The 18,815-nt window shown below is 59.5% G+C and carries 18 protein-coding genes; 13 read left to right on the top strand and 5 right to left on the bottom strand.

Annotated elements, in window-relative coordinates; translation table 11 throughout:
* Positions 1-26: 26 nt before the first annotated feature.
* The 12 genes from ACFX4T_RS15655 to ACFX4T_RS15600 all read left to right on the top strand — a co-directional run bounded on the left by ACFX4T_RS15655 (position 27) and on the right by ACFX4T_RS15600 (position 13,618).
* The gene (locus tag ACFX4T_RS15655) at positions 27-425 is read left to right on the top strand and encodes a nuclear transport factor 2 family protein (RefSeq protein WP_223948921.1); all 399 of its coding nucleotides are present in this window, start codon (positions 27-29) and stop codon (positions 423-425) included.
* Between the two features lie 269 nt (positions 426-694).
* A complete protein-coding gene (locus tag ACFX4T_RS15650; protein WP_223948922.1) occupies positions 695-1,174 on the top strand; it encodes a nuclear transport factor 2 family protein in 480 nt (159 codons plus the stop codon).
* 153 nt (positions 1,175-1,327) lie between these two features.
* Positions 1,328-1,963 carry a TetR/AcrR family transcriptional regulator gene (locus ACFX4T_RS15645; RefSeq protein WP_377652626.1) on the top strand — a complete coding sequence of 212 codons (636 nt, stop codon included), beginning with the start codon at positions 1,328-1,330 and terminating at the stop codon, positions 1,961-1,963.
* A 170-nt stretch (positions 1,964-2,133) separates the two neighbouring features.
* Positions 2,134-3,474, top strand: a complete 1,341-nt coding sequence (locus ACFX4T_RS15640) for an FAD-binding oxidoreductase (protein WP_223948924.1) — start codon at positions 2,134-2,136, stop codon at positions 3,472-3,474.
* A 740-nt stretch (positions 3,475-4,214) separates the two neighbouring features.
* Positions 4,215-5,378 carry a substrate-binding domain-containing protein gene (locus ACFX4T_RS15635; protein WP_223948925.1) on the top strand — a complete coding sequence of 388 codons (1,164 nt, stop codon included), beginning with the start codon at positions 4,215-4,217 and terminating at the stop codon, positions 5,376-5,378.
* A gap of 129 nt (positions 5,379-5,507) precedes the next feature.
* Positions 5,508-6,347: an SDR family oxidoreductase gene (locus ACFX4T_RS15630; RefSeq protein WP_223948926.1), complete on the top strand. Its 840-nt coding sequence runs from the start codon at positions 5,508-5,510 to the stop codon at positions 6,345-6,347.
* A 70-nt stretch (positions 6,348-6,417) separates the two neighbouring features.
* The gene (locus ACFX4T_RS15625) at positions 6,418-6,876 is read left to right on the top strand and encodes a VOC family protein (protein ID WP_216923366.1); all 459 of its coding nucleotides are present in this window, start codon (positions 6,418-6,420) and stop codon (positions 6,874-6,876) included.
* Positions 6,877-7,067: 191 nt separating this feature from the next.
* A complete protein-coding gene (locus ACFX4T_RS15620; RefSeq protein WP_223948927.1) occupies positions 7,068-8,723 on the top strand; it encodes an FAD-binding protein in 1,656 nt (551 codons plus the stop codon).
* A gap of 256 nt (positions 8,724-8,979) precedes the next feature.
* Positions 8,980-10,407, top strand: a complete 1,428-nt coding sequence (locus ACFX4T_RS15615) for an NAD(P)/FAD-dependent oxidoreductase (RefSeq protein WP_223948928.1) — start codon at positions 8,980-8,982, stop codon at positions 10,405-10,407.
* A 12-nt stretch (positions 10,408-10,419) separates the two neighbouring features.
* A complete protein-coding gene (locus ACFX4T_RS15610; RefSeq protein ID WP_223948929.1) occupies positions 10,420-11,592 on the top strand; it encodes an epoxide hydrolase family protein in 1,173 nt (390 codons plus the stop codon).
* 449 nt (positions 11,593-12,041) lie between these two features.
* On the top strand, positions 12,042-12,359 hold the full coding sequence (locus ACFX4T_RS15605; protein ID WP_223948930.1) for a 2Fe-2S iron-sulfur cluster-binding protein: 318 nt from the start codon (positions 12,042-12,044) through the stop codon (positions 12,357-12,359).
* On the top strand, positions 12,356-13,618 hold the full coding sequence (locus tag ACFX4T_RS15600) for an NAD(P)/FAD-dependent oxidoreductase (RefSeq protein WP_223948931.1): 1,263 nt from the start codon (positions 12,356-12,358) through the stop codon (positions 13,616-13,618). The genes ACFX4T_RS15605 and ACFX4T_RS15600 overlap by 4 nt, the downstream gene beginning before the upstream one ends.
* 457 nt (positions 13,619-14,075) lie before the next feature.
* Here the strand turns inward: ACFX4T_RS15600 and ACFX4T_RS15595 are convergent, their stop codons facing one another.
* From ACFX4T_RS15595 to ACFX4T_RS15585, 3 genes are all read right to left on the bottom strand, one after another.
* On the bottom strand, positions 14,076-14,372 hold the full coding sequence (locus tag ACFX4T_RS15595; protein ID WP_223948932.1) for a hypothetical protein: 297 nt from the start codon (positions 14,370-14,372) through the stop codon (positions 14,076-14,078).
* 151 nt (positions 14,373-14,523) lie between these two features.
* Positions 14,524-15,042, bottom strand: a complete 519-nt coding sequence (locus ACFX4T_RS15590; protein WP_223948933.1) for a flavodoxin domain-containing protein — start codon at positions 15,040-15,042, stop codon at positions 14,524-14,526.
* The gene (locus ACFX4T_RS15585; protein WP_223948934.1) at positions 15,042-15,542 is read right to left on the bottom strand and encodes an HtaA domain-containing protein; all 501 of its coding nucleotides are present in this window, start codon (positions 15,540-15,542) and stop codon (positions 15,042-15,044) included. The genes ACFX4T_RS15590 and ACFX4T_RS15585 overlap by 1 nt, the downstream gene beginning before the upstream one ends.
* A 412-nt stretch (positions 15,543-15,954) precedes the next feature.
* Between ACFX4T_RS15585 and ACFX4T_RS15580 the strand changes: the two genes are divergently transcribed.
* Positions 15,955-17,148: an NAD(P)/FAD-dependent oxidoreductase gene (locus ACFX4T_RS15580; RefSeq protein WP_223948935.1), complete on the top strand. Its 1,194-nt coding sequence runs from the start codon at positions 15,955-15,957 to the stop codon at positions 17,146-17,148.
* 276 nt (positions 17,149-17,424) lie between these two features.
* On the opposite strand, the gene ACFX4T_RS15575 is transcribed toward ACFX4T_RS15580, so the two are convergent.
* Together ACFX4T_RS15575 and ACFX4T_RS15570 are read right to left on the bottom strand one after the other, a co-directional pair.
* Complete coding sequence (locus ACFX4T_RS15575; RefSeq protein ID WP_223948936.1) at positions 17,425-18,288, bottom strand: 3-hydroxyacyl-CoA dehydrogenase family protein; 864 nt, start codon at positions 18,286-18,288, stop codon at positions 17,425-17,427.
* Positions 18,285-18,815, bottom strand: a 531-nt coding sequence (locus ACFX4T_RS15570; protein ID WP_377652625.1) for an enoyl-CoA hydratase/isomerase family protein, incomplete at its 5' end; no start/stop codon positions are given. The genes ACFX4T_RS15570 and ACFX4T_RS15575, both read right to left, overlap by 4 nt.

Below are 18,815 nucleotides of genomic sequence, written 5' to 3'. Positions count from 1 at the left end.
AAATCACGTTCTGAAAGGAAAGAATAATGAACCCAGATCGACAGAAAGAGCGCATCCGCGAGTTCATCGCAGCACTTGACCGAAATGCTACAGCAGACTTGGCCGACATGATCGCAGCAGATTTTCAATTTGAAATCATCACCTCTGCACCCGGAAGCTCGCAAAAAGTGGACAGGAATCAATTTCTCGAAGTAATGCCTGGCGTGCTTCGCGAAATGTTCCCCAACGGTTTCAACTACACCTGCGGCCAAGCTTTGGCTGACGGCACCCACGCGTCGATGCAGGGCTCATGCGAAACGGTGACAGGGTCGGGAAAGCGCTACTCCAATCGCTATCACTGGTACTTTCGCTTCCAGGGCGACAAGATCAATCTCTTCCGCGAGCATTTGGATAGCTACGCAGCCTTTGAAGCCTTCCAGTCATAAGGCCATGACTACTGGGTTCACGATGTCGCCGGTCCGAGACAAATTCGGGGTGCAATGCAGCCGTCTACGTGGCCATGCGTCGGCTGGCTTCCGCGCTCTTGGCCTTGTTGCCGGGCAGCACGGTTCTCTCTGCTGCCCGGTACGCGGTGATCTCAACACGCGTGGGACCAGCCCATAGTAATTCGATCGTTTGTTTGACAGGAGATTGCCACTTCTGTAAAATTGAGGATTCTACATCCTGTTCGGGAAAACGTCGAGAGGAGAATGGCTTGGATGATGTCCAGCGGCTGATCGCAGTGGAAGAAATCAAAAGACTCAAGTCGCGGTACTTTCGAGCGCTCGACAAAAAGGACTGGGACGCGTTTGCCGCGAACTTTACTGACGACATCATCTTCGACTTCACGGAGTCGGATACTGGCCAAGATGTCGACGAACTCGTTCAGCATGTCTACCGGGTTGAAGGCGCCAAGGAAGCAGCGGCGTGGGCCAGGGATGCCCTCGGTGACGCCGTAACGTCGCACCACGGCCACATGCCGGACATCGATATTTTGGATGATGAGTCAGCCATCGGTACGTGGTCGTTGAACGATCAGATTTGGTTTCCACCCGGCTCGGAATTTCGCTTCTCCAAACTGGAGGGCTACGGTCATTACGAGGAGACCTACAAAAGGGTGGACGGGGCTTGGAAGGTCGCTAGCGCCAAATTCATTCGCCACCACGCGGTCTGGACCGTGAGGGGAGATGACTAGCTGGAGTTTCAACCTGCACCTCATCACGGCAGTCTCGTAACTGACAAACGGGGGTAGTGGCACTTCGTTGATGTTCCTGGCGAATCTGCCTGAAGCCATAATCTTGATAATTCTCCGCGCAGCCAGTCGCGTGGAGCTGATCCTAGGAGGAATATGCCGACCGTCAAGACTACCCAAGGCGTGCCAGAGAAAGCCGCAAAAACGCGCGAACGCTTTAACCGGGACGACAATGTGATCGCTGCAGCTATCTCGGTCATGTCCGATAAAGGTTACGCATCGACGTCGATCCAGGAGGTCGCGGAACGGGTCGGCGTTCTTAAGGGCAGCCTCTACCACTATTTCAGCTCCAAGGAAGAGCTTCTCTACCGCATCCTGGAAGAGTCCCACGAGCAGTCGAGGGAAATTCACCGTGAAGTGATCGAACTCGACTTGCCGCCGCTGGAAACCCTCCTCCTCTACGTTCGCAGGCTAAGTGTGTGGTACTTGGCGAACGTCGAGCGCGCGAACATCTTCTTCACGGAGATGAAGCACTTGACCGGAGATCGGCAGGTGGCGGCTGCAGGTTGGGGCCGCGCGTTCGAACGTGACATCAGCGATCAGGTGGTCGCTGGTCAAGCCGACAGAAGTATCCGCAACGACATCGATCAGCGCCTGCTGACGCGCTTCATACTCGGCGCTGTAAATAACGTCAGGTTCTGGCCGAGCCGGCGTTCGAGCCGTCAGTTTGACCACGATGCCATTGTTGATGCGCTCGTCGCTCTTGTCGGCGACTCTATCCGAGCCTCTTAGCTGCGAGAGTCCCGACATTCACTTTAGTCTTAGGGCGACTGCCCGTCTTCAGCAACTCCGTAAAACAGCGACGGGACCCACCCCCTTTTCAAACAACTGTAGGGTAGAGTATCGCCTTAGCATACGCTGAATGGGCTTCATTACCTGGGCTGTGGAGAGGACCTGTCGGGATGAGTAGCGTAGAGGATTTGGTGGACTTCGCAGTCGCTCGAGGTGAGGATGGCTACGAGGAAGCACGTCGGGGGATTGTGTGGCAGGAGAACGTCCCTGACCGTTTTCCTGACGTGATTGTGAAAGTCAAGAATCAAATAGAGGTTGCCCAGGTGGTCCGATGGGCCGCAGCCAATAATATGAAGGTTTCCGCGCGATCTGGTGGCCACGCCTGGGCCGCCTCGAGTCTGCGTGACGGAGGCGTGCTCATCGATCTCTCTGCTTTGAACTCGATTGAAGTAGATGTTGAATCACATCTGGCCCGTGTAGGGCCGGGAACCAAGGGAGAACAGCTGAACGGAGCTTTGGCTCCCTATGATCTTTTCTTTCCCACGGGCCACTGCCCTTCGGTGGGTCTGGGCGGTTTCCTGCTGGGTGGCGGTTACGGCGTGGCAGGGGGTAAGCGCGAGTCGTGCATGAGCGTACGTGCGATCGACGTCGTCACTCCACAAGGCGAACTAATTCGCGCTGACGAGACCCAGAACGTTGACTATTACTGGGCAGCACGTGGTTCGGGCGCCGGATTCTTTGGCATTGTTACAAGCTTCCATCTCGAGGTCTATCCACGGCCCAGTGTGGGGATGAACTTGTCCCTCACGTTTCCGTTATCGCGCTGGGAGGAGGCGCTGCGATGGAGCCTGACCATCTCGGACAAGCTTGACAACGATGTCGAGTTATACCTGCTGATCGGCGGCTACCCCGACAGTGAGGACCCTTCGGTTATTAACCTCGGAGTATTGGTTGCGGCAACCATCTTTGCCGACAGCGAAGAGGCCGCTCGTGCCGCTCTTCAGCCACTCAAGGATTGCCCGGTGGCGGAAGCTGCCATTGGTGAAGCCGCGCCTACTTCTATCGAAGAGATCTACGCGCTTAATGACCTCATCGACCCGCCTGGTTACAGGTATGCCGTCGATAACATGTGGACAAGTGCGGGAATCGATGACCTTATTCCCCAGCTGGCGCCTATCATCGACAACCTGCCGTCACCAAGGTCATATCTTCTGTGGTGGCTGTGGACCGCTGACGACGAGGAGACCGCTGCCGTTTCCTCTCCTGGGCCCTCGTTCTATTCCGCGTACGCGATCTACGAAGACGCTGCGGACGATGAGAGAGCCATTGCGTGGGTAACTGAGAACATGCGGGCCCTTGAGCCTTGGTCAAATGGGGTGCAGCTCAACGACGAGAACCTCGGGCGTCGCTATTTCCGACCGCTTTCAGAGCCGAAGCTCAAGAAGCTGAAGGAACTCCGCGACAAGCACGATGGGTCGAGGCGGTTCTTCAATTTTCCCGGTTTTGAGTAGCCAATACCGTACTACGCCGGCGTCCTCGTGACCAAGCACCATAAAGACGTTGCCACTGATCTCTGAACTCCTCGACCGCTAAGGGGACGGGAGGCCTCATATCGGCGTTGACCCCGGAGTCCCGTGTGGATGACGGCTGTCTTGAACTCCGTGAGGACGCTTGTGCGCGGGAGCGGGGAGCGCAGAACGCCGGACGATTCCGGTATGGAAATGGGCAGCGCTGGCGCCGTCAAAGGCTTCCGTTAAATGAGAATCGCCAGTGTATATCATCCCGCCGAATGGCGGATTCCATGCCTAGCCAGGCGAGGCGGAAACATTACCGCGCTTACAACCAGGTCAACGACGTTGAGCATGAAGCTGGGTGCCTGTCGGCGCAGGAATAAACGATTTTGCGTAATAGCTCAGAAGTAGGGTCCCGAGAATCTGTCGCAAAATTTAACTACCGTACGATTGTTTGATACATCTTTCAATGCTAACTTGTGCAAAGAGCCTGGCAGGACACAACAGCAAGGGAGCTGGAAATGTCCTCGACTCTGGTGTGCACGGCAGCGGTCCCGCAGGGCGCTGGCTTCAGTAGGACGAGCACACATGGTGCGGACGCGCCGCTGCCGCCCGTAGCGCGGTACCGAGTCAGGCTTGGGAAAGTCATCCAAAACCGGAGCGGGCTGGAATAGGCGCGAAGTGACTCCGGCGGCGACCCTCTCACGGCAACTTTTAACTACTCATAGATTGGAAGCAAGATGAGATTCACGAAAGCGCGGAGGCTGTCTACGGCCATCGCAGTGATGGGAGTGCTGGCCATGCTGGTGGTGGGCTGCTCGTCAGCATCACCTGAGGCTGCAAATATCGGTTCATCCTCCGGCGGCGCCGGCACTGCGGATTTTCCGTCGCTCGCCGAACTCTACAAGGGCACCTCTGCAGAACCGCCCTCCGACGGACCGGCAGCCGCAAAGGGCAAGTCGGTGTGGGTCATCAATTGCGGTTCACCCTGCAACTCGGGTGCGGAGGCTGCCAAAGAAGCCGCCAAAGCGTTGGGTTGGGACTACAACTACGCGGACGGAAACCTGAACATCGCCGGCGGGTATGCCACCGCGATTCGCACAGCGTTGGCATCCCACCCTAATGCCCTCTACATCCAAGGCTTCAGCTGCACGGTCGCGCAGCAGCCCTTGCAAGAGGCGAAAGACCAAGGTGTCCCTGTCATCAGCGTTGACGGCGTGAACTGCAATGGTGCCGACGGAACCCCCTTGTTCACTGTCCCGAACGCCGTCAATAAGTCCGTCGGTGACAATATCGAGGAATTTTGGAAGGACAACGGCAGGAGGGCTGCATGGTACCTCATTGCAGCAACCAAAGGAAATCTACGAGCTATCTCAACTGATGGGCCGGATCCGCTTGAACATGCGATCGCCGAAGGGTTCCAGGAAGAGATCGCAAAGTGCTCGGGATGCAAGATTCTTCAGTCGATAAATTCCCCGGGGACAGACCTCATCCCAAACGGTCCGTGGATCCAAAACTTCAGGACCTCACTCGTGACCAACCCCGACGCCAACGGCGTGTTCCTGCCGTTTGACTTCATGTACGGCACGCTTGGCGGAGCCGCGGCGATGAACGAAGCGGGCAGTAAGGCAACCATGGCCGGAGGGCTCGGCATCGCCGAGGCGACTGAACTTGTCGGCAACGGAAAACTAACGTGGCCCGGCGCCGCAGACGACACTTTCAAGGGGTGGGCTGCGATGGACAACCTCAACCGGTACTTCAATGGGGTGGCTGCGGCCCCTCAGGGGGTGGGGCAGGCGGCCGTGAACACAGATAACCCGGACGCCATTCCGCCAGCGGGCAAGCCGTATCAGGTGCCGTTTGACTACAAAGCCGTCTACAGGTCGGTTTGGGCCGGGAATTAGCCAAATCATGATCCAGGGTAGCCGAGTGCTACGGGTTGGTAATCCTACGCCCGGTTTCCTGCAGGCAAGGAGTCCGAGGCAACTGACCTGGGGACGGGCTGCTACGCCAGCAGAAGGGATGGTCTGGACATGGGCCGCACGTATGTAGTCACCGGGGCCGGTTCGGGTATAGGTAAGGCCACCGCGGACCGCTTGCTTACACAGGGAGCGACCGTCGTGGGAGTGGATCTGCGGGGCGCTGATATCCAGGGGGATCTGTCGACGGCTACCGGCCGGGGGGCGGCAGTGAAGGCTGCCGTCGATGCAGCGTCTGGCTCCGTGGATGCGGTCATCGCCTGTGCGGGAATCGCGTTACCGAAGCCGTTGACGGCTTCTGTGAACTATTTCGGCATGACGGAGTTCCTTACTTTGATCCGCCCCGTTTTGGCGCAGGCGTCAGCCCCGCGTGCCGCACTCGTCTCCTCCGTGTCGTGTATCCACCCGAATCACCCGCAATTGGTGGACGCGTTGGTGGCTGACGATGAGGGCGCTGCGCTCAAGATTGCATCCAACATGACGCTGGATGAGGGCTCGGCGAATCTCGTTTATCAGTCCACCAAACGCGCGATATCTCTGTGGCTACGTCGCGAGGCCCCAACCGCTGTCTGGGCAGGCGCCGGCATTCCGCTCAACGCCGTGGCACCTGGTCTGGTAATGACCCCGATGACGGCAGGGTTGCTCGGTACGGCTGATGGCGCGACCATGATGAACGCCATAGTGCCGACTCCGCTGAACAGCCACCAGCCGCCAGAATCAATTGCGGATCTGCTGATCTGGCTTACGTCTGAGCAGAACAGCCATATGTGCGGGCAAATGCTCTACTGCGACGGCGGCGCGGAGGTGGTGTTGCGCGGAACAGATGCGTACAGCTGGGCAGACGCAGCAATGAGCACAACCTTTGCAGAAATCTCCGCGATGGTGTCTCCCTGACTAGCGCGTCCTCTATTCAGTTACTGGTTCTTCAATCCAACAAACAATTGATGGGAACACTATGTTGCAGATGCCATATCATGCCGGATTCATCGTTGCCGACATCCGCGAGGGCATCCGAGATCTCGAAGAACGTCTCGGATACCGATTCAACGAACCCACCCAGGTGAAAGCTCAGGACATGGAGGACCGCGTTAGCGGATCCAGAGGCCCGATGGATCTGTGGATTGCCTATACGATCGACTCTCCGTTCCGGCTGGAGGTTATAGAAAGTACGGGCGTGGGCATCTATGGGAAGGACTTCCTTGGGTTGCATCACTTGGGAATTTGGGAGCCCGACCCCACTGGGCGCTTACGAGCATTGGAGGAAGCCGGCGATCCCGTGGATGCTGTCTTCCGCGAGGAGGACGGTTCTGTATCCATCATCTATGCGCGGTCGGCCAGCGTGCCCGGGGCGCGGGTCGAATACGTCGCCGATGCTCAACGGGCTTCCTTTGAGCATTGGTTCGATACAGGCAGCTTCGCCTGAACCTGTTCTTGTCGTTTTGCGGTAGACAGCGTGGGCCACGGGGACGCCATCAAGAAGAATCCGGCCAAGGTGCTTGCGCTTAGCGACAAGCGAATCTACCATACAGTTGGTAGATGAAACCTCGCGAAAGTGGCTGAGGCGATTCAATTTGGATTACAGCGCATGGTAGCCAGTCTCAGAGAGGAGACATTGTGTTCGACGCAAACTTTGATTTCGTGGTGATCGGTTCGGGAGCTGGAGCCTTCGCCGCAGCCATTGCAGCCCGCAAGCAGGGAATGAAGACGCTGATCCTGGAAAAGACCGATAAGGTCGGTGGCACTTCCGCCATTTCAGGTGGTGCTGTGTGGATTCCAAATAACCACTTACTCCACCGGGCAGGACAAGGCGATAGCCGCCAGGACGCGCTCACCTATATGAATGCTGCAGTCGGACCGGAGACGCCGGCGACGAGCATGGACCTTCGGTTGGCATTCCTCGATAGTGGTCCGGAAATGGTCCAGTTCCTCGAAGCCGAGGGCATGCGCTGGCGGGTCATGATTCCGTATCCCGAGTACTATTCATCGTTGCCCAAGGGCGATGTCAAGGGGCGCTCTTTGGAGGTGGACAGCTTCGACATGAGGACGCTTGGGCCTTGGGAGCAGCGTGTCCGCGGAGCCCAAGGCATGCCGGGGCTTGTGTTGTATAACACCGAAGCCCGCGACTTTTTGATGATTCGGCGAACAATTCGTGGCTTCTATACAGCCGGCAAGGTTGGCCTTCGGTCATTCATTCAGAAGATCATCGGCCGGCACACGGCTGCCGTGGGACAGTCGCTCATCGGTCAACTGCTGAAGATCACGTTGGACCGGGGGGTCCAGGTCTGGCCCTCCAGCCCTGTAGGCGAGCTGATCGTCGAAGGCGGGAGCGTCGTCGGGGTCGTGGCGGACCATAACGGCAAGAAGATGCGGATCGGCGCCAGCCGGGGTGTACTGATTGCTTCAGGAGGCTTCTCGCGGAACACGGGCATGCGCCAGGAGTTCCAGCAGGGCCCCGTTGACCTCAACTGGAGCCTCGTTCCTGAAGGTGCCGACGGAGATTTCTACCAGTGGGTGACTGAACTTGGTGCGGAGACAGCGCAGATGGACCTCGCTTGGTGGATGCCGACGATGATCGATGACAAGGGTGTGACGCGGTTCAATATCTGGGAACGATCGCATCCCCACGCGATTGTTGTCGATTCGACCGCTCAGCGTTTCGTGAGTGAATCCACCGGATACCTTGAGTTCGGTGCAGCGATGGAGGAGCGCAACAAGACGGTTCCTGCCCTGCCGTCGTGGCAGATCATCGATAGTCAGCATCGCCGCTCATACCCATTCGCCTATATGCCCCCCGGCGTGACTCCCCAGTCGGCGATCGATGGAGGCTTCCTGATTCGCGCGGACACCATCGAGGAGCTTGCCAACAAAATTGGTCTCGATCCTCGGGCCCTCCGCACTACTGTTGATCGCTTTAACGGGTTTGCCAAGACCGGCATCGACGAGGACTTCAACCGCGGCTACAGCGCCTTTGAGCGGCACTACAGTGATCCGCGTCAGAAGCCGAACCCAACGCTCGGGACGATAGAGTCCGCGCCGTTCTACGCCATTAAGATCGGGCTAGGGGACCTCGGGACAAAGGGTGGCGCGATCACCGACTGCGACGGCAGGGTGCTGCGTGAAGACGGCACGACGATCCCGGGGCTTTATGCGGTTGGCAATGCCACGGCGTCCATGCTCGGGGACTCCTACCCTGCGGCCGGTGCAACCATTGGAGCAGCAATGGTGTTCGGTTATCGGGCTGCCCTCGCGGCGGCAAATTCGGCGCCTTAAGCCAAGAGTTGCGCGTGCAGGTGGTCCGGTCGCGCCGCGCAACCCCACCAGCTGCGCGCCCTCCGTCTTGCGCCCCAGGACCTCCAAGGACTCCCTTGGCGAGTAATTCATAAGAAAAATACCGGTTAGCCGATGTCAAACGATCGGCCGGTTGGTAACATTAGTGGACGTTAGTCGGGCCTGTGCGGGCGACGGAATGACGTCCAGACAACAGGCCGGGCAATGCCGCCCGGCATACGAAAGGATTCCGATACTCATGACCTCAGATCAAAACGTCTCCACCCGAGGACTCGGCACGGCCGTCGTCATCGGTGCAAGCGTCGCGGGCTCCAGCGCCGCGGCGGCGCTCTCGACCAGGTTCGGAGAGGTGATCGTCATTGATCGCGACACTCTCCCAGCCGAAGCCACTAAACGACGGGGCGTACCCCACTCGGGTCAATTCCACATCCTTAGCGCGGGCGGCAGGCTGGACCTTGAGGCGATATTTCCCGGGCTAACCGATGATCTGACGGCAGTCGGTGTGCCGTATGCCGATCCGACCGCGGTCTTCCGGTATGGGTCGAAGTTTGGCTGGTTTCCGAGGCACTCTTCCGACATGCGCATCCTGCTTGGCACGCGACGCTACCTTGAGTGGTATCTCCGGGGCCGCGCTGCCAAACTAGGCAACGTGACGTACATACAGCGTACTCCCGCGAAGGGCCTCGTCATCGAGGACGGCAGGGCTGTCGGCGTTGAAGTTGAGGACCTCGACACCAAAGAGCTCCGAGTCATTCGCGCCGACCTCATCGTGGACGCGAGCGGGCGCCCGTCAATCGCCCCCGATTGGTTTGCTGAGGCCGGTTACGCGAAGCCTGTCGAGACGGTCATCAACGCACGGTGGGGCTATGCCACTACCTATGTTCGCGTACCGGAGGGCTTTGACCCGGGGTGGACTGCCCTTTACGTCGGGCCCACCGTCAGCGGCGAAGGCTACGCGGCAACGCGCGGCGCATCCATGTGGCGCCAGGAGGATAACCTCATGGTCGTCACAGCGCAGGGGTGCGCCGGTGACTTGCCGCCGAGCGACGTCGAGGGTTTCCTTGACTTCATCTCCAGTTTTGGTTCGTCAGAGTTCCGAGATCTGATCGAGCAGTACGGCCGGGTGAGCGGCATCGAGGCCTGGCAGAACACCTCCAACCGGCTCCGTGACTGGTCAAACCTTAAAGAGCGTCCCGAGAACTTCGTGGTCGTCGGTGATGCGGCGGCAGCTTTCAACCCCATTTACGGACAGGGGATGACCGTCGCGGCACGCGGCGCACGAACGCTGGACTCTTCGCTCACGGACTTCCTTCAAGATTCCGCGCCGGAATCGGGTCTGGATGGTTTCGCCGAGCGCTTCCAGAACGATCTTCAGGCCGTCATTGAGCCGTCCTGGATGTTCTCAACTACTTCTGATTACGGCATCCCGGGGGTGGAAATCAACGGTGTAACCCAGGAGTCGTCCAAGTCACCGGAATCCGAGTACGCCGACCGCGTGATCGCCCTCGCAACAGAGGACGAGTCGATTTCGCTCAAGTTCATGGAGACGATCAACATGGTGCGGTCTACAGAATGGCTGGGCGACGAGGCTCTCCGGGATCGTGTGCTCGGGGACTGGGATCGTCTCGGATCCCTTCGCCGCTCTGATGTTTCAAGCAACGTTTGAGAGGGGACAGTGATGATGGAGTTCCGACCCTTTAGTGTCGACGTTTCCGACGAGGTCCTTGCTGATCTGGATCGTCGTCTCGCAGGCACCCGCTGGCCCGACGCTATCCCCGGCTCCGGCTGGACCTACGGCGCGGATCTCGGCTACCTGCGGGAACTCGTAACGTATTGGAAGGACCATTTCGACTGGCGCGCCTTCGAGAAGCGGTTCAACGCCTTCCCGCAGTTCACCACGATCATCGATGGGCAGCATGTCCACTTCCTTCATGTGAAGTCGCCGGAAGCTGAAGCTAAGCCACTGTTGCTACTGCACGGCTGGCCCAGTTCTCCGCTGGAGTTCCTGAAGGTAATAGGACCACTAAGCAATCCGGTTGCGCACGGCGGGCGTGCCGAGGACGCTTTCGATCTTGTCATCCCGTCGGTTCCGGGTTTTGCCTTCAGTGGGCCGACGACTGAGGCCGGCTGGCATCCGGGCAGGATCGCCGACGCGTTCGCTGAGCTCATGACGGGACTTGGCTACGACACGTTCTTTGCCCATGGCGGCGATTTCGGCTCGGTGCTCGCGGGTCAGTTGTCAGTTCGTCATCCCGACCGGGTTGCTGGACTACATGTTACGTTCCTGGTTACAGGTGGCCTTCGGCCGGAGGATGGCGACCCGACGGCGGAAGAGGCGCAATTGGCTGCCGACCAGGCCGTATACAACATGGTAGAAACGGGCTATTTGGCACTGCAGGCGACCAAACCACAGACTATCGCCTATTCGCTGGTCGACTCCCCGGTTGGACTCGCGGCATGGATCGTCGAGAAGCTCAACACTTGGACTGACAATGGCGGCGTCCTTGAGTCAGTACTCAGCAAGGATGAGATCCTGGCCAACATCATGACGTATTGGGTCACCGCGACCGGTGGGTCGTCGGGCCGGCTCTACTTCGAGACCGGCGCCGCAGGGATGATGGGTCCCTCATCAGAGCGGGTCGAGTCGCCCGTTGCCGTGGCAATCTTTCCGCACGAGCTCTATCGCGCAACGCGGCGGGTGGCGGAGCATCATTACAACGTTGTGCGGTGGACTCCGCAAGCGAAGGGCGGTCATTTCCCGGCGTTGGAACAGCCACAACTCCTGGCTACCGATATTCGAGAGTCGCTCCGTGCAATGTCAGGCGTGCCTGCCGAGAGGAGCGTCGGATAGGGCGGAAGTTTCTCTCTGCCTGTATGTAGTATTTCGTGCGGAACACCGGCGCGGAGCGATCAGCTCCGCGCCGCTGTTCTTTCAGGGACCGGCCACCGCGTAGTAGGTCCGCGACGAGCCGGATCACCCAGCCGCGGGCAAGCCCACTAGCCTTCGGGGGCCTTCAGCTTGGGGCCCTGTGATCCTGCCCCATTGTGGGATTCTGGGCGGCGCCGTCCGCTCTCAAGGGAAAGAGCCCAGGCCAGGTTCTTCGCCGGCGTCGGGACTAGCCAAGGTGACCGACTGCCGCCAATCCCTACCCGCGCCACGGGTCTAATCAACCAAATGAATGGTAGACTAAGGGTACTCAAGCGCAAGCGATTGCGTGACCCCACCGCCAGCTCGCCGGGACGTGCTCGCCTCCAGGCGGCCAGAGAACGTGCGACGGCCCAAACGATGAGGACATAATAATGACGCAGATCACGTATGTGTCAGTCGATGACACCGAGCACACAGTAAACGCCACGGACGGTGAATCCCTCATGCGGGCGGCCCTCCAAAACGACGTGCCTGGGATCGTTGGAGAATGCGGCGGGGAACTCACCTGCGGAACGTGCCACATATACGTTTCCAACGAGTGGAGCGACCGGGTCGCCCCGCAATCGGAGGGCGAGCGTGAGTTGCTTTCCATGATGGATGATGTGAGGCCCGAGAGCCGGCTCGCGTGCCAGATCCGCGTCCACCCCGACATGCATGGCTTTACCTCGCGAATCTCTGATCACCAATGAGCGGGGAGTCTTCTGCTGGCGGACCCCGGTCCTACGATGTGCTTATCGTCGGTGCCGGGCAAGCCGGAGTGCAGACAGCAATGTCTCTTCGCCAGGGTGGATTCAGCGGTTCCATAGCAATAGTGGACGCAGAGAACGAATTGCCATATGAGCGACCGCCGCTTTCGAAGGCGTACCTCCGCGGCGATGCAGAGGTGGGAGAGTTCCGCTTCAGGTCCGCCGATTACTGGACAAAGAACTCAATCGACTTGATCTCCGGTATGACCGTTGAATCTGTCGATGTCGAAGCGCACGAGGTCCTGACTGGTGTGGGTCTACGGATCGGCTACTCGCACCTCGTCTGGGCGGCCGGCGGGCGGGCGCGGAGGCTCACCGTACCGGGAGCAGACCTTTCCGGCGTCTTTAGCTTGCGCAATCACGCTGACGCTGAGCGGTTGCGGGGGAGCCTCGTTGGTGCACGGAACGCCGTTATCATCGGTGGAGGTTACATAGGCCTGGAAGCTGCGGCAGCGCTCGTTCAGCGAGGTGTTAGCGTGACTGTTATCGAAGTGCAGGAACGCCTGCTGGCACGTGTAACCTGTGCTGCGGTCTCTGACTTCTACTCAGACCTCCACAGGGCTTCCGGCACCACAGTTCTGCTTAGCTCGGGCGTTGAACAGATTCTCGGCGAACACGACCACGTAGCAGGAGTGCAACTCAGCGACGGCCAGATCTTGCCTGCCGACTTGGTTATCGTCGGTGTCGGTCTGATTCCGAATGTCGAGCCGCTTGCAGCGGCCGGCGTCGTCTGCTCTAACGGCGTCGAGGTAGATGGTGACTGCCGCACCTCGGTTCCTCACATCTTCGCTGTCGGGGACTGCGCCAACTACAAGAGTCCGTTCGCCGGTGGGATACGCGTTCGTCTGGAATCCGTGCCCAACGCCGTCGAGCACGGTAAGGCCGTTGCGAGCGCGATTCTATCGACGCCTAACGAAGGTATGACTCCACCGTGGTTCTGGTCACATCAATTCGACACCCGGCTGCAGACGGTGGGTCTGCAGGCTGGCCACGACGAGGCAATCCTTCGAGGCGAGCCCGGGCAGTCCAAATTCAGTGTCATCTACCTTCGCGGTGGCAGGGTCGTCGCTCTGGACTGCATCAATTCAATAGCGGACTTCGCGCAGGGGAAGCTCCTGGTCGCGCAAGGCACGCCAGCGACCGCCGAGGAGCTTGCCGACACCTCGATCCAGCTCAAGAGCTTGACGACAAAAGTGCCTTAGAACTGTTGCGGAAGGCGCAGAATATGCAGCGGAGCGGTCGAGCGCCGGCATCATACTTGGGCCCAAATTCGCTATTAGGTTGAGGGAGCCTGTACGGCGGTATGCCGGTGTGGCGCGCAGAGTGCCGGGCCGGCGTTCCGCCAAAGGCGCATGGGGGACGAGGACTCTGGTGTACGTGTCCTTGAGGACAATCGGCCCATGGCGCTGGCGGGAAGAGTATTTGTTTCGCATTCAATGTGAACAGCACTACGAATCTTGAGCGAGCCTTCCGGGGTCGCAGCGGAAGCTGCGACCCTTCTTTTCTGCCTGCCCGACTACCGCGTTATCTCCACCACCGCCGCTGCAGGCCAGCGGGAGGTCTTCCCGCCGCTGAGGGGTATTCCTGCGAGGAGCGGGCGTGCGAGAGACATCGTCCGCGGATCCTGGGCATTGACGGGCATCGCTCCCGGTCCGTGCGCTATTTCCCGGACCCGTCAACGAGAGCACGGACCGGGTCCGAACCCTGGATGACTACCATCGTGGATCTGGACACCAGCCCGGCCAGTGGGACACAACTAACGACATATCCGCTCGGCTCGAGGTTCCGGAAGCGCTCCGATTGTGCTGCGGGCAGGCTGCAAAGATCCAGTTCCCGTCGTCGCCGTTCGGACTTCTCGCCTCGGGAGAAGGCGGTATTGATGGTCAGGGATGACTCGCAGGAGGCAGCGCGGGCCGTTAACCCTGCTGCTGGTTCGGCTACGAGGAGTGTTGCCATCGGCTTGCCCCTAGGCTGCGCGTTCGGCTCCTGAAACTAGGTCTCGTGCGTACAGCCCGGTTGAAGCCTTAACGCTGCCGCCGGTCTACCGCCTGTGCTGGAATGCTGGTGTGCGGCGCCAGGAGGGACCCTCCGTAGAGGCAACAGCCGCTTAGGTGGCCTTCGCAGACTGACCGACAGCGACCGTTTGTGCTGATATTTCGTCCATAAAGAAGCCCTTAACGATCCCTGCGGCCCACTCGATGGCGAGATCATCACTGATGCTCCAGTCGCTCGCGTCGTGATGGCAGACGTCACCGAAGCGTTCTGCGCCCAACTCGGCGAGCAGGCTGTCGATGATGACACTGCCTTGCGCGAAGGTCTTGAGGTAGGTCTTGTCGCCCCGGCCGAAAACAGCGTATCTCAAGCCCTTTAGATCGGGCCGCGCGGATTCGAGCGCATCGTGAAAGGGTTGCGCACCCATGGGCAGTTCGCCCTCCCCATATGTTGAGCAAATGACGAAGAGGAAAGCCCCGTCGGTCAGAGTTGCGACATCAACGTCAGCCATACTTTCGATCCGCGCTTGGAACCCTTCAGGGAGCGACTCCGATATGTCTTCTGCGGTAAGTTCGCCACCACCCGATTCCGATCCAAAGATGATGCGAATGTCATAAGTGGTCTGGGTCATCATTAGTTCTTCTTTGCTCTCGGCGTGGCTATTGACAGGGGGTTATGTATGATTCGGACCGCATCAAGAGGTTCACCAGCGGAGTAGACACCGCCGAAGACCTTGACGCCAGAGGACGCCAACGTCGCATCGTAAGTAATTGAGCCGTCCACTTCGACCCGCTCAACGAGTTCGGCGACAACCGTTTGGCTCCCTGCAGATCCGGAGTATTGTCCCGTGATGACACTCAGTAAGATCTGGTCGTCGCCGCGTTGAATACACGGGTCCGCGAGTATGACGTTAAGCAAACCGCCGTGGGCAGTGAACTGAACGTCGCCCTCAAACTTCATTTCGCCATGCCCGGTGGGCGGGAGAAGATCGACTCCGACTGCCGCAGGGAACAGGAACTCACTACGTGCCGTGGAGGCAGCTCCACCGCCAACGGTGGCCTCCGCACCAGGCTGCATAGCGAGATACCGCCTGAAGCTTGCTTTGATGCCCCACAGGCAAGCGAGCGAATCCACAGCGACACCTTTCGACGGTGGCCAATTTCAACGTCCTCGAACTAAGGACCATGGCAATAACCATTTGATTATTTCAACCAACCGACCGGTTGTCAACGGGAACGCTCGACGCTTTCGTATCCCTGTCAATCGGCGGAAAATGTTGATCGACGTCAACTTGCCGCAATGAATGCCAAGGCGATTTATAAACCGGCCAGTTGTTTGATTGGCTGCTTGATGCTAGCTTTCTAGCAGGCGTCAGAAGTCGCTACGCGGTGGGCTAGTGATCGGGCGAAACGACCCCCATGTGACCTCACGCCGCTCATAGTGCGTAGATAGGAGTCCTAGTGTTTGGTGTTGATATCCCTTCCGCTCCGGCTGGAAGCGGAGCGCTCGACGGCGTGACGTTATCCGCCGTCTTAGTAGGTATGCCATGACTATTGTCATCGCCGGAGGAGCCCTTGCCGGCCTTCGAACGGCCGAGAACCTCCGCGCCGGAGGGTGGACCGACCGGATCGTAGTTGCTTCTGACGAACGGGAGATGCCCTACAACCGACCGCCTCTCTCGAAGGAATTGCTCTGGGGGACGATGGAACGCGAGGACTTGACTTTCGCCCTTAGCGACAGCGTGGCCGATGTCGACTGGCTACTAGGATCTCCTGTGGTGAAGGCCGACCTCGAGTCCCGTGTCCTGACCTTGGCCACGGGTACTGAGCTCAGCTTCAGCGGCCTCGTGGCCGCAACCGGAGTTTCATCGCGACGTTTGTCGGCACCGGGCCCGGTACAGGGGCGAACCGTACTTCGCACGCTCGAAGATGCGGCTGCCCTTCGAAGTGCCTTGGTCCCTGGTGCCCACGTTGTCATCTTGGGAGCGGGCTTTATCGGATGTGAGGTGGCGGCGACTGCCCGCAAACTCGGCTGTGAGGTCGACGTGGTCGCAATGGACCCCTGCGCGATGTTCGTTCCTCTGGGAGAAATGGTAGGCGGCGAAGTTCAGCGTAGACACGAGGCGATCGGTGTGCGTTTCCATATGTCGCGGACGATTTTAGCGACTGAGGGCAACGGGCGGGTTGAGGGTGTGGTGCTCGACAACGGGCAACGACTTCCCGCTGACATCCTCCTTGAAACGATCGGATCCGTACCTAACGCTGGCTGGCTCGATGGAAACGGTCTTGATCTCACCAACGGAATTCTCTGCGATGCTCAGATGCGTGCAGGAGGCAGACCGGGTGTCGTTGCCGTAGGCGATGCAGCGCGCTTCGCGAATCCGGTCTTCAATGCCCCTCCACTTCGTATCGAGCACTGGCAGACAGCCATTGACACTGCCCGATTCGCAGCGCGAACTCTTCTCTACGACCTCGGAGTCACCCGGGACATTCCGCCGGCAGTCGCCCTAATGCCTTGGTTCTGGTCGGATCAAGGCGACGTGCGCCTGACGTCTTACGGAATGCTCGGGCTCGCTGACGAAGTCGAGATTCTCGAGGGTGACCTCTCCGCCGAATGCGCAGTCGCCTATAGACGAGCTGGTGCACCAGTGGGTGTTGTCCTTGTCGGCATGAAGGAACGAGCGGCGCGTTTCAAGCGTTGGCTGACCGACGAGCGTAAGGCGCTCTCGATGTCGGCATAGCGCCTTGCAATAGCGGCCAAAAGGTCCGCGTAGCCCCAACTGGCGGGGCCGGACCTTTTAGGCAGCTTTTGCCGGAGACGGGAACACACAATGCGGGTTTTTTGGCGGTACCCCAGCGGGGGAGATCCTCGCTGAGGTACCGCCCTTTGCTTCCAACCAGGCCACTACCGTCGGGTTGAGCGTATAGGTTGCGGGCACCAGTTCCTCGGCCCGGAAGCGCTTGAGATGCTCCCTCGAAGCTGCGGGCCCTTGGTCGTGCAAGGACCCGCAGCGTTCTTAGTTGTTCCAGGTGAAGAAGCCTTTGCCGGTTTTGCGTCCTAGTTCGCCGCGTTCTACTTTGTCCCGGAGTATTTGTGGTGGCGCGAAGCGGTCACCCAGCGTGGAATGCAGGTACTCCGCGATGCCCAGACGAACATCCAAACCCACGATGTCGGTGGTCTTGAGCGGCCCGGTGGGGTGTTTGTACCCAAGGACCATCGCGGCGTCGATGTCCTCCGCTGATGCCACACCCTCTTCGACCATGCGCATTGCCTCCAAGGCAATAGCGACGCCCAGCCTTGAGGACGCGAAGCCGGGCGCGTCATTAACGACGACGGCGGTCTTGCCGAGTGCGACGGTCCAGTTCTTCGCCGCTTGGGCGAGTTCGGGCGAAGTCTCTTTGGCCAGCACCACTTCGATGAGGGTGGAGGCGGGCACCGGGTTAAAGAAGTGCAGCCCCACGAAGTTTGCGGGGCGGTGCAATTCGTTGGCGAGCCCTGTGACGGACAGGGATGAGGTGTTGGACGCGAGGTAGGCATCGGCGGAGAGGTGTTCCTCCACGGCTTTCAGTGCCGTGACTTTGAGCTCGTAGTCCTCGGGCACGGCTTCTACTACGAGGCCGCAGTGGATTAACGATTCGTAGTCCGTGGAGGTGCTGAAGCGGGCCATCGCTTCCTCAGGGCTCCCGTGAAGGGTGCCGCGGGCAGCTGATTTCGCCACAGCCTCCGCGACGCGGCCCTGCGCCCCGGCCGCTGCCTCATGGTCACGTTCAATCACCACCACCGTGGCGCCCTTGGTGAGGAACGCGTGCGCGATGCCTGCACCCATCCGGCCACCGCCCAGGACTCCAACGACGTGGGGGATAGCGGGAACTGCTGTCATTTTTCGGTCCTGTCTTGCGTGGGAGCGTCAGTATCTTGCGAAGCTTTCGCCGACTTTTTATCGAGGAAAGCCTGCATTCGATCGAATTTGGCCTGGGATTCGAACAGAATCCCCTGGGCAAGGGTGTCGATCAGTGGGTGTGCTTCGGCTGGAGCGTGGAACACCGACTTGGTAATGCGGACCGCAAGGGGGTCCTGGCGGCCGATCCTGTCAGCCAGATTGTGCGCGGCCTCCATGAGCTCAGGGGCCTCGTGAATCTCGGTGATCAAACTGATCCGCAACGCTTCCTCGGCCCGCAACACGGTACCGGCCAGGAGGATTTCCTTGGCTTTTGGTTCGCCCACAAGCTCCTTGAGCCGCCAACTGGCACCGGCCGCAGCAAGGATTCCCAGGCCTGTTTCGGGGTTGCCAATCCGCACACTTGGGGTCCCGATGCGGAAATCTGCCGCGTAGGCAAGCTCCGCACCGCCGCCCAGGCAATAGCCGTCCAAAGCTGCGATGACGGGCATCGGCAGCTTGGCGATGCG

The sequence above is a fragment of the Paenarthrobacter sp. YIM B13468 genome, from assembly GCF_042788025.1.
Lineage (GTDB): Bacteria > Actinomycetota > Actinomycetes > Actinomycetales > Micrococcaceae > Arthrobacter > Arthrobacter aromaticivorans.
Note: the sequence above shows the minus strand (reverse complement) of the source record. Positions and strands in the feature narration are given on the sequence as shown.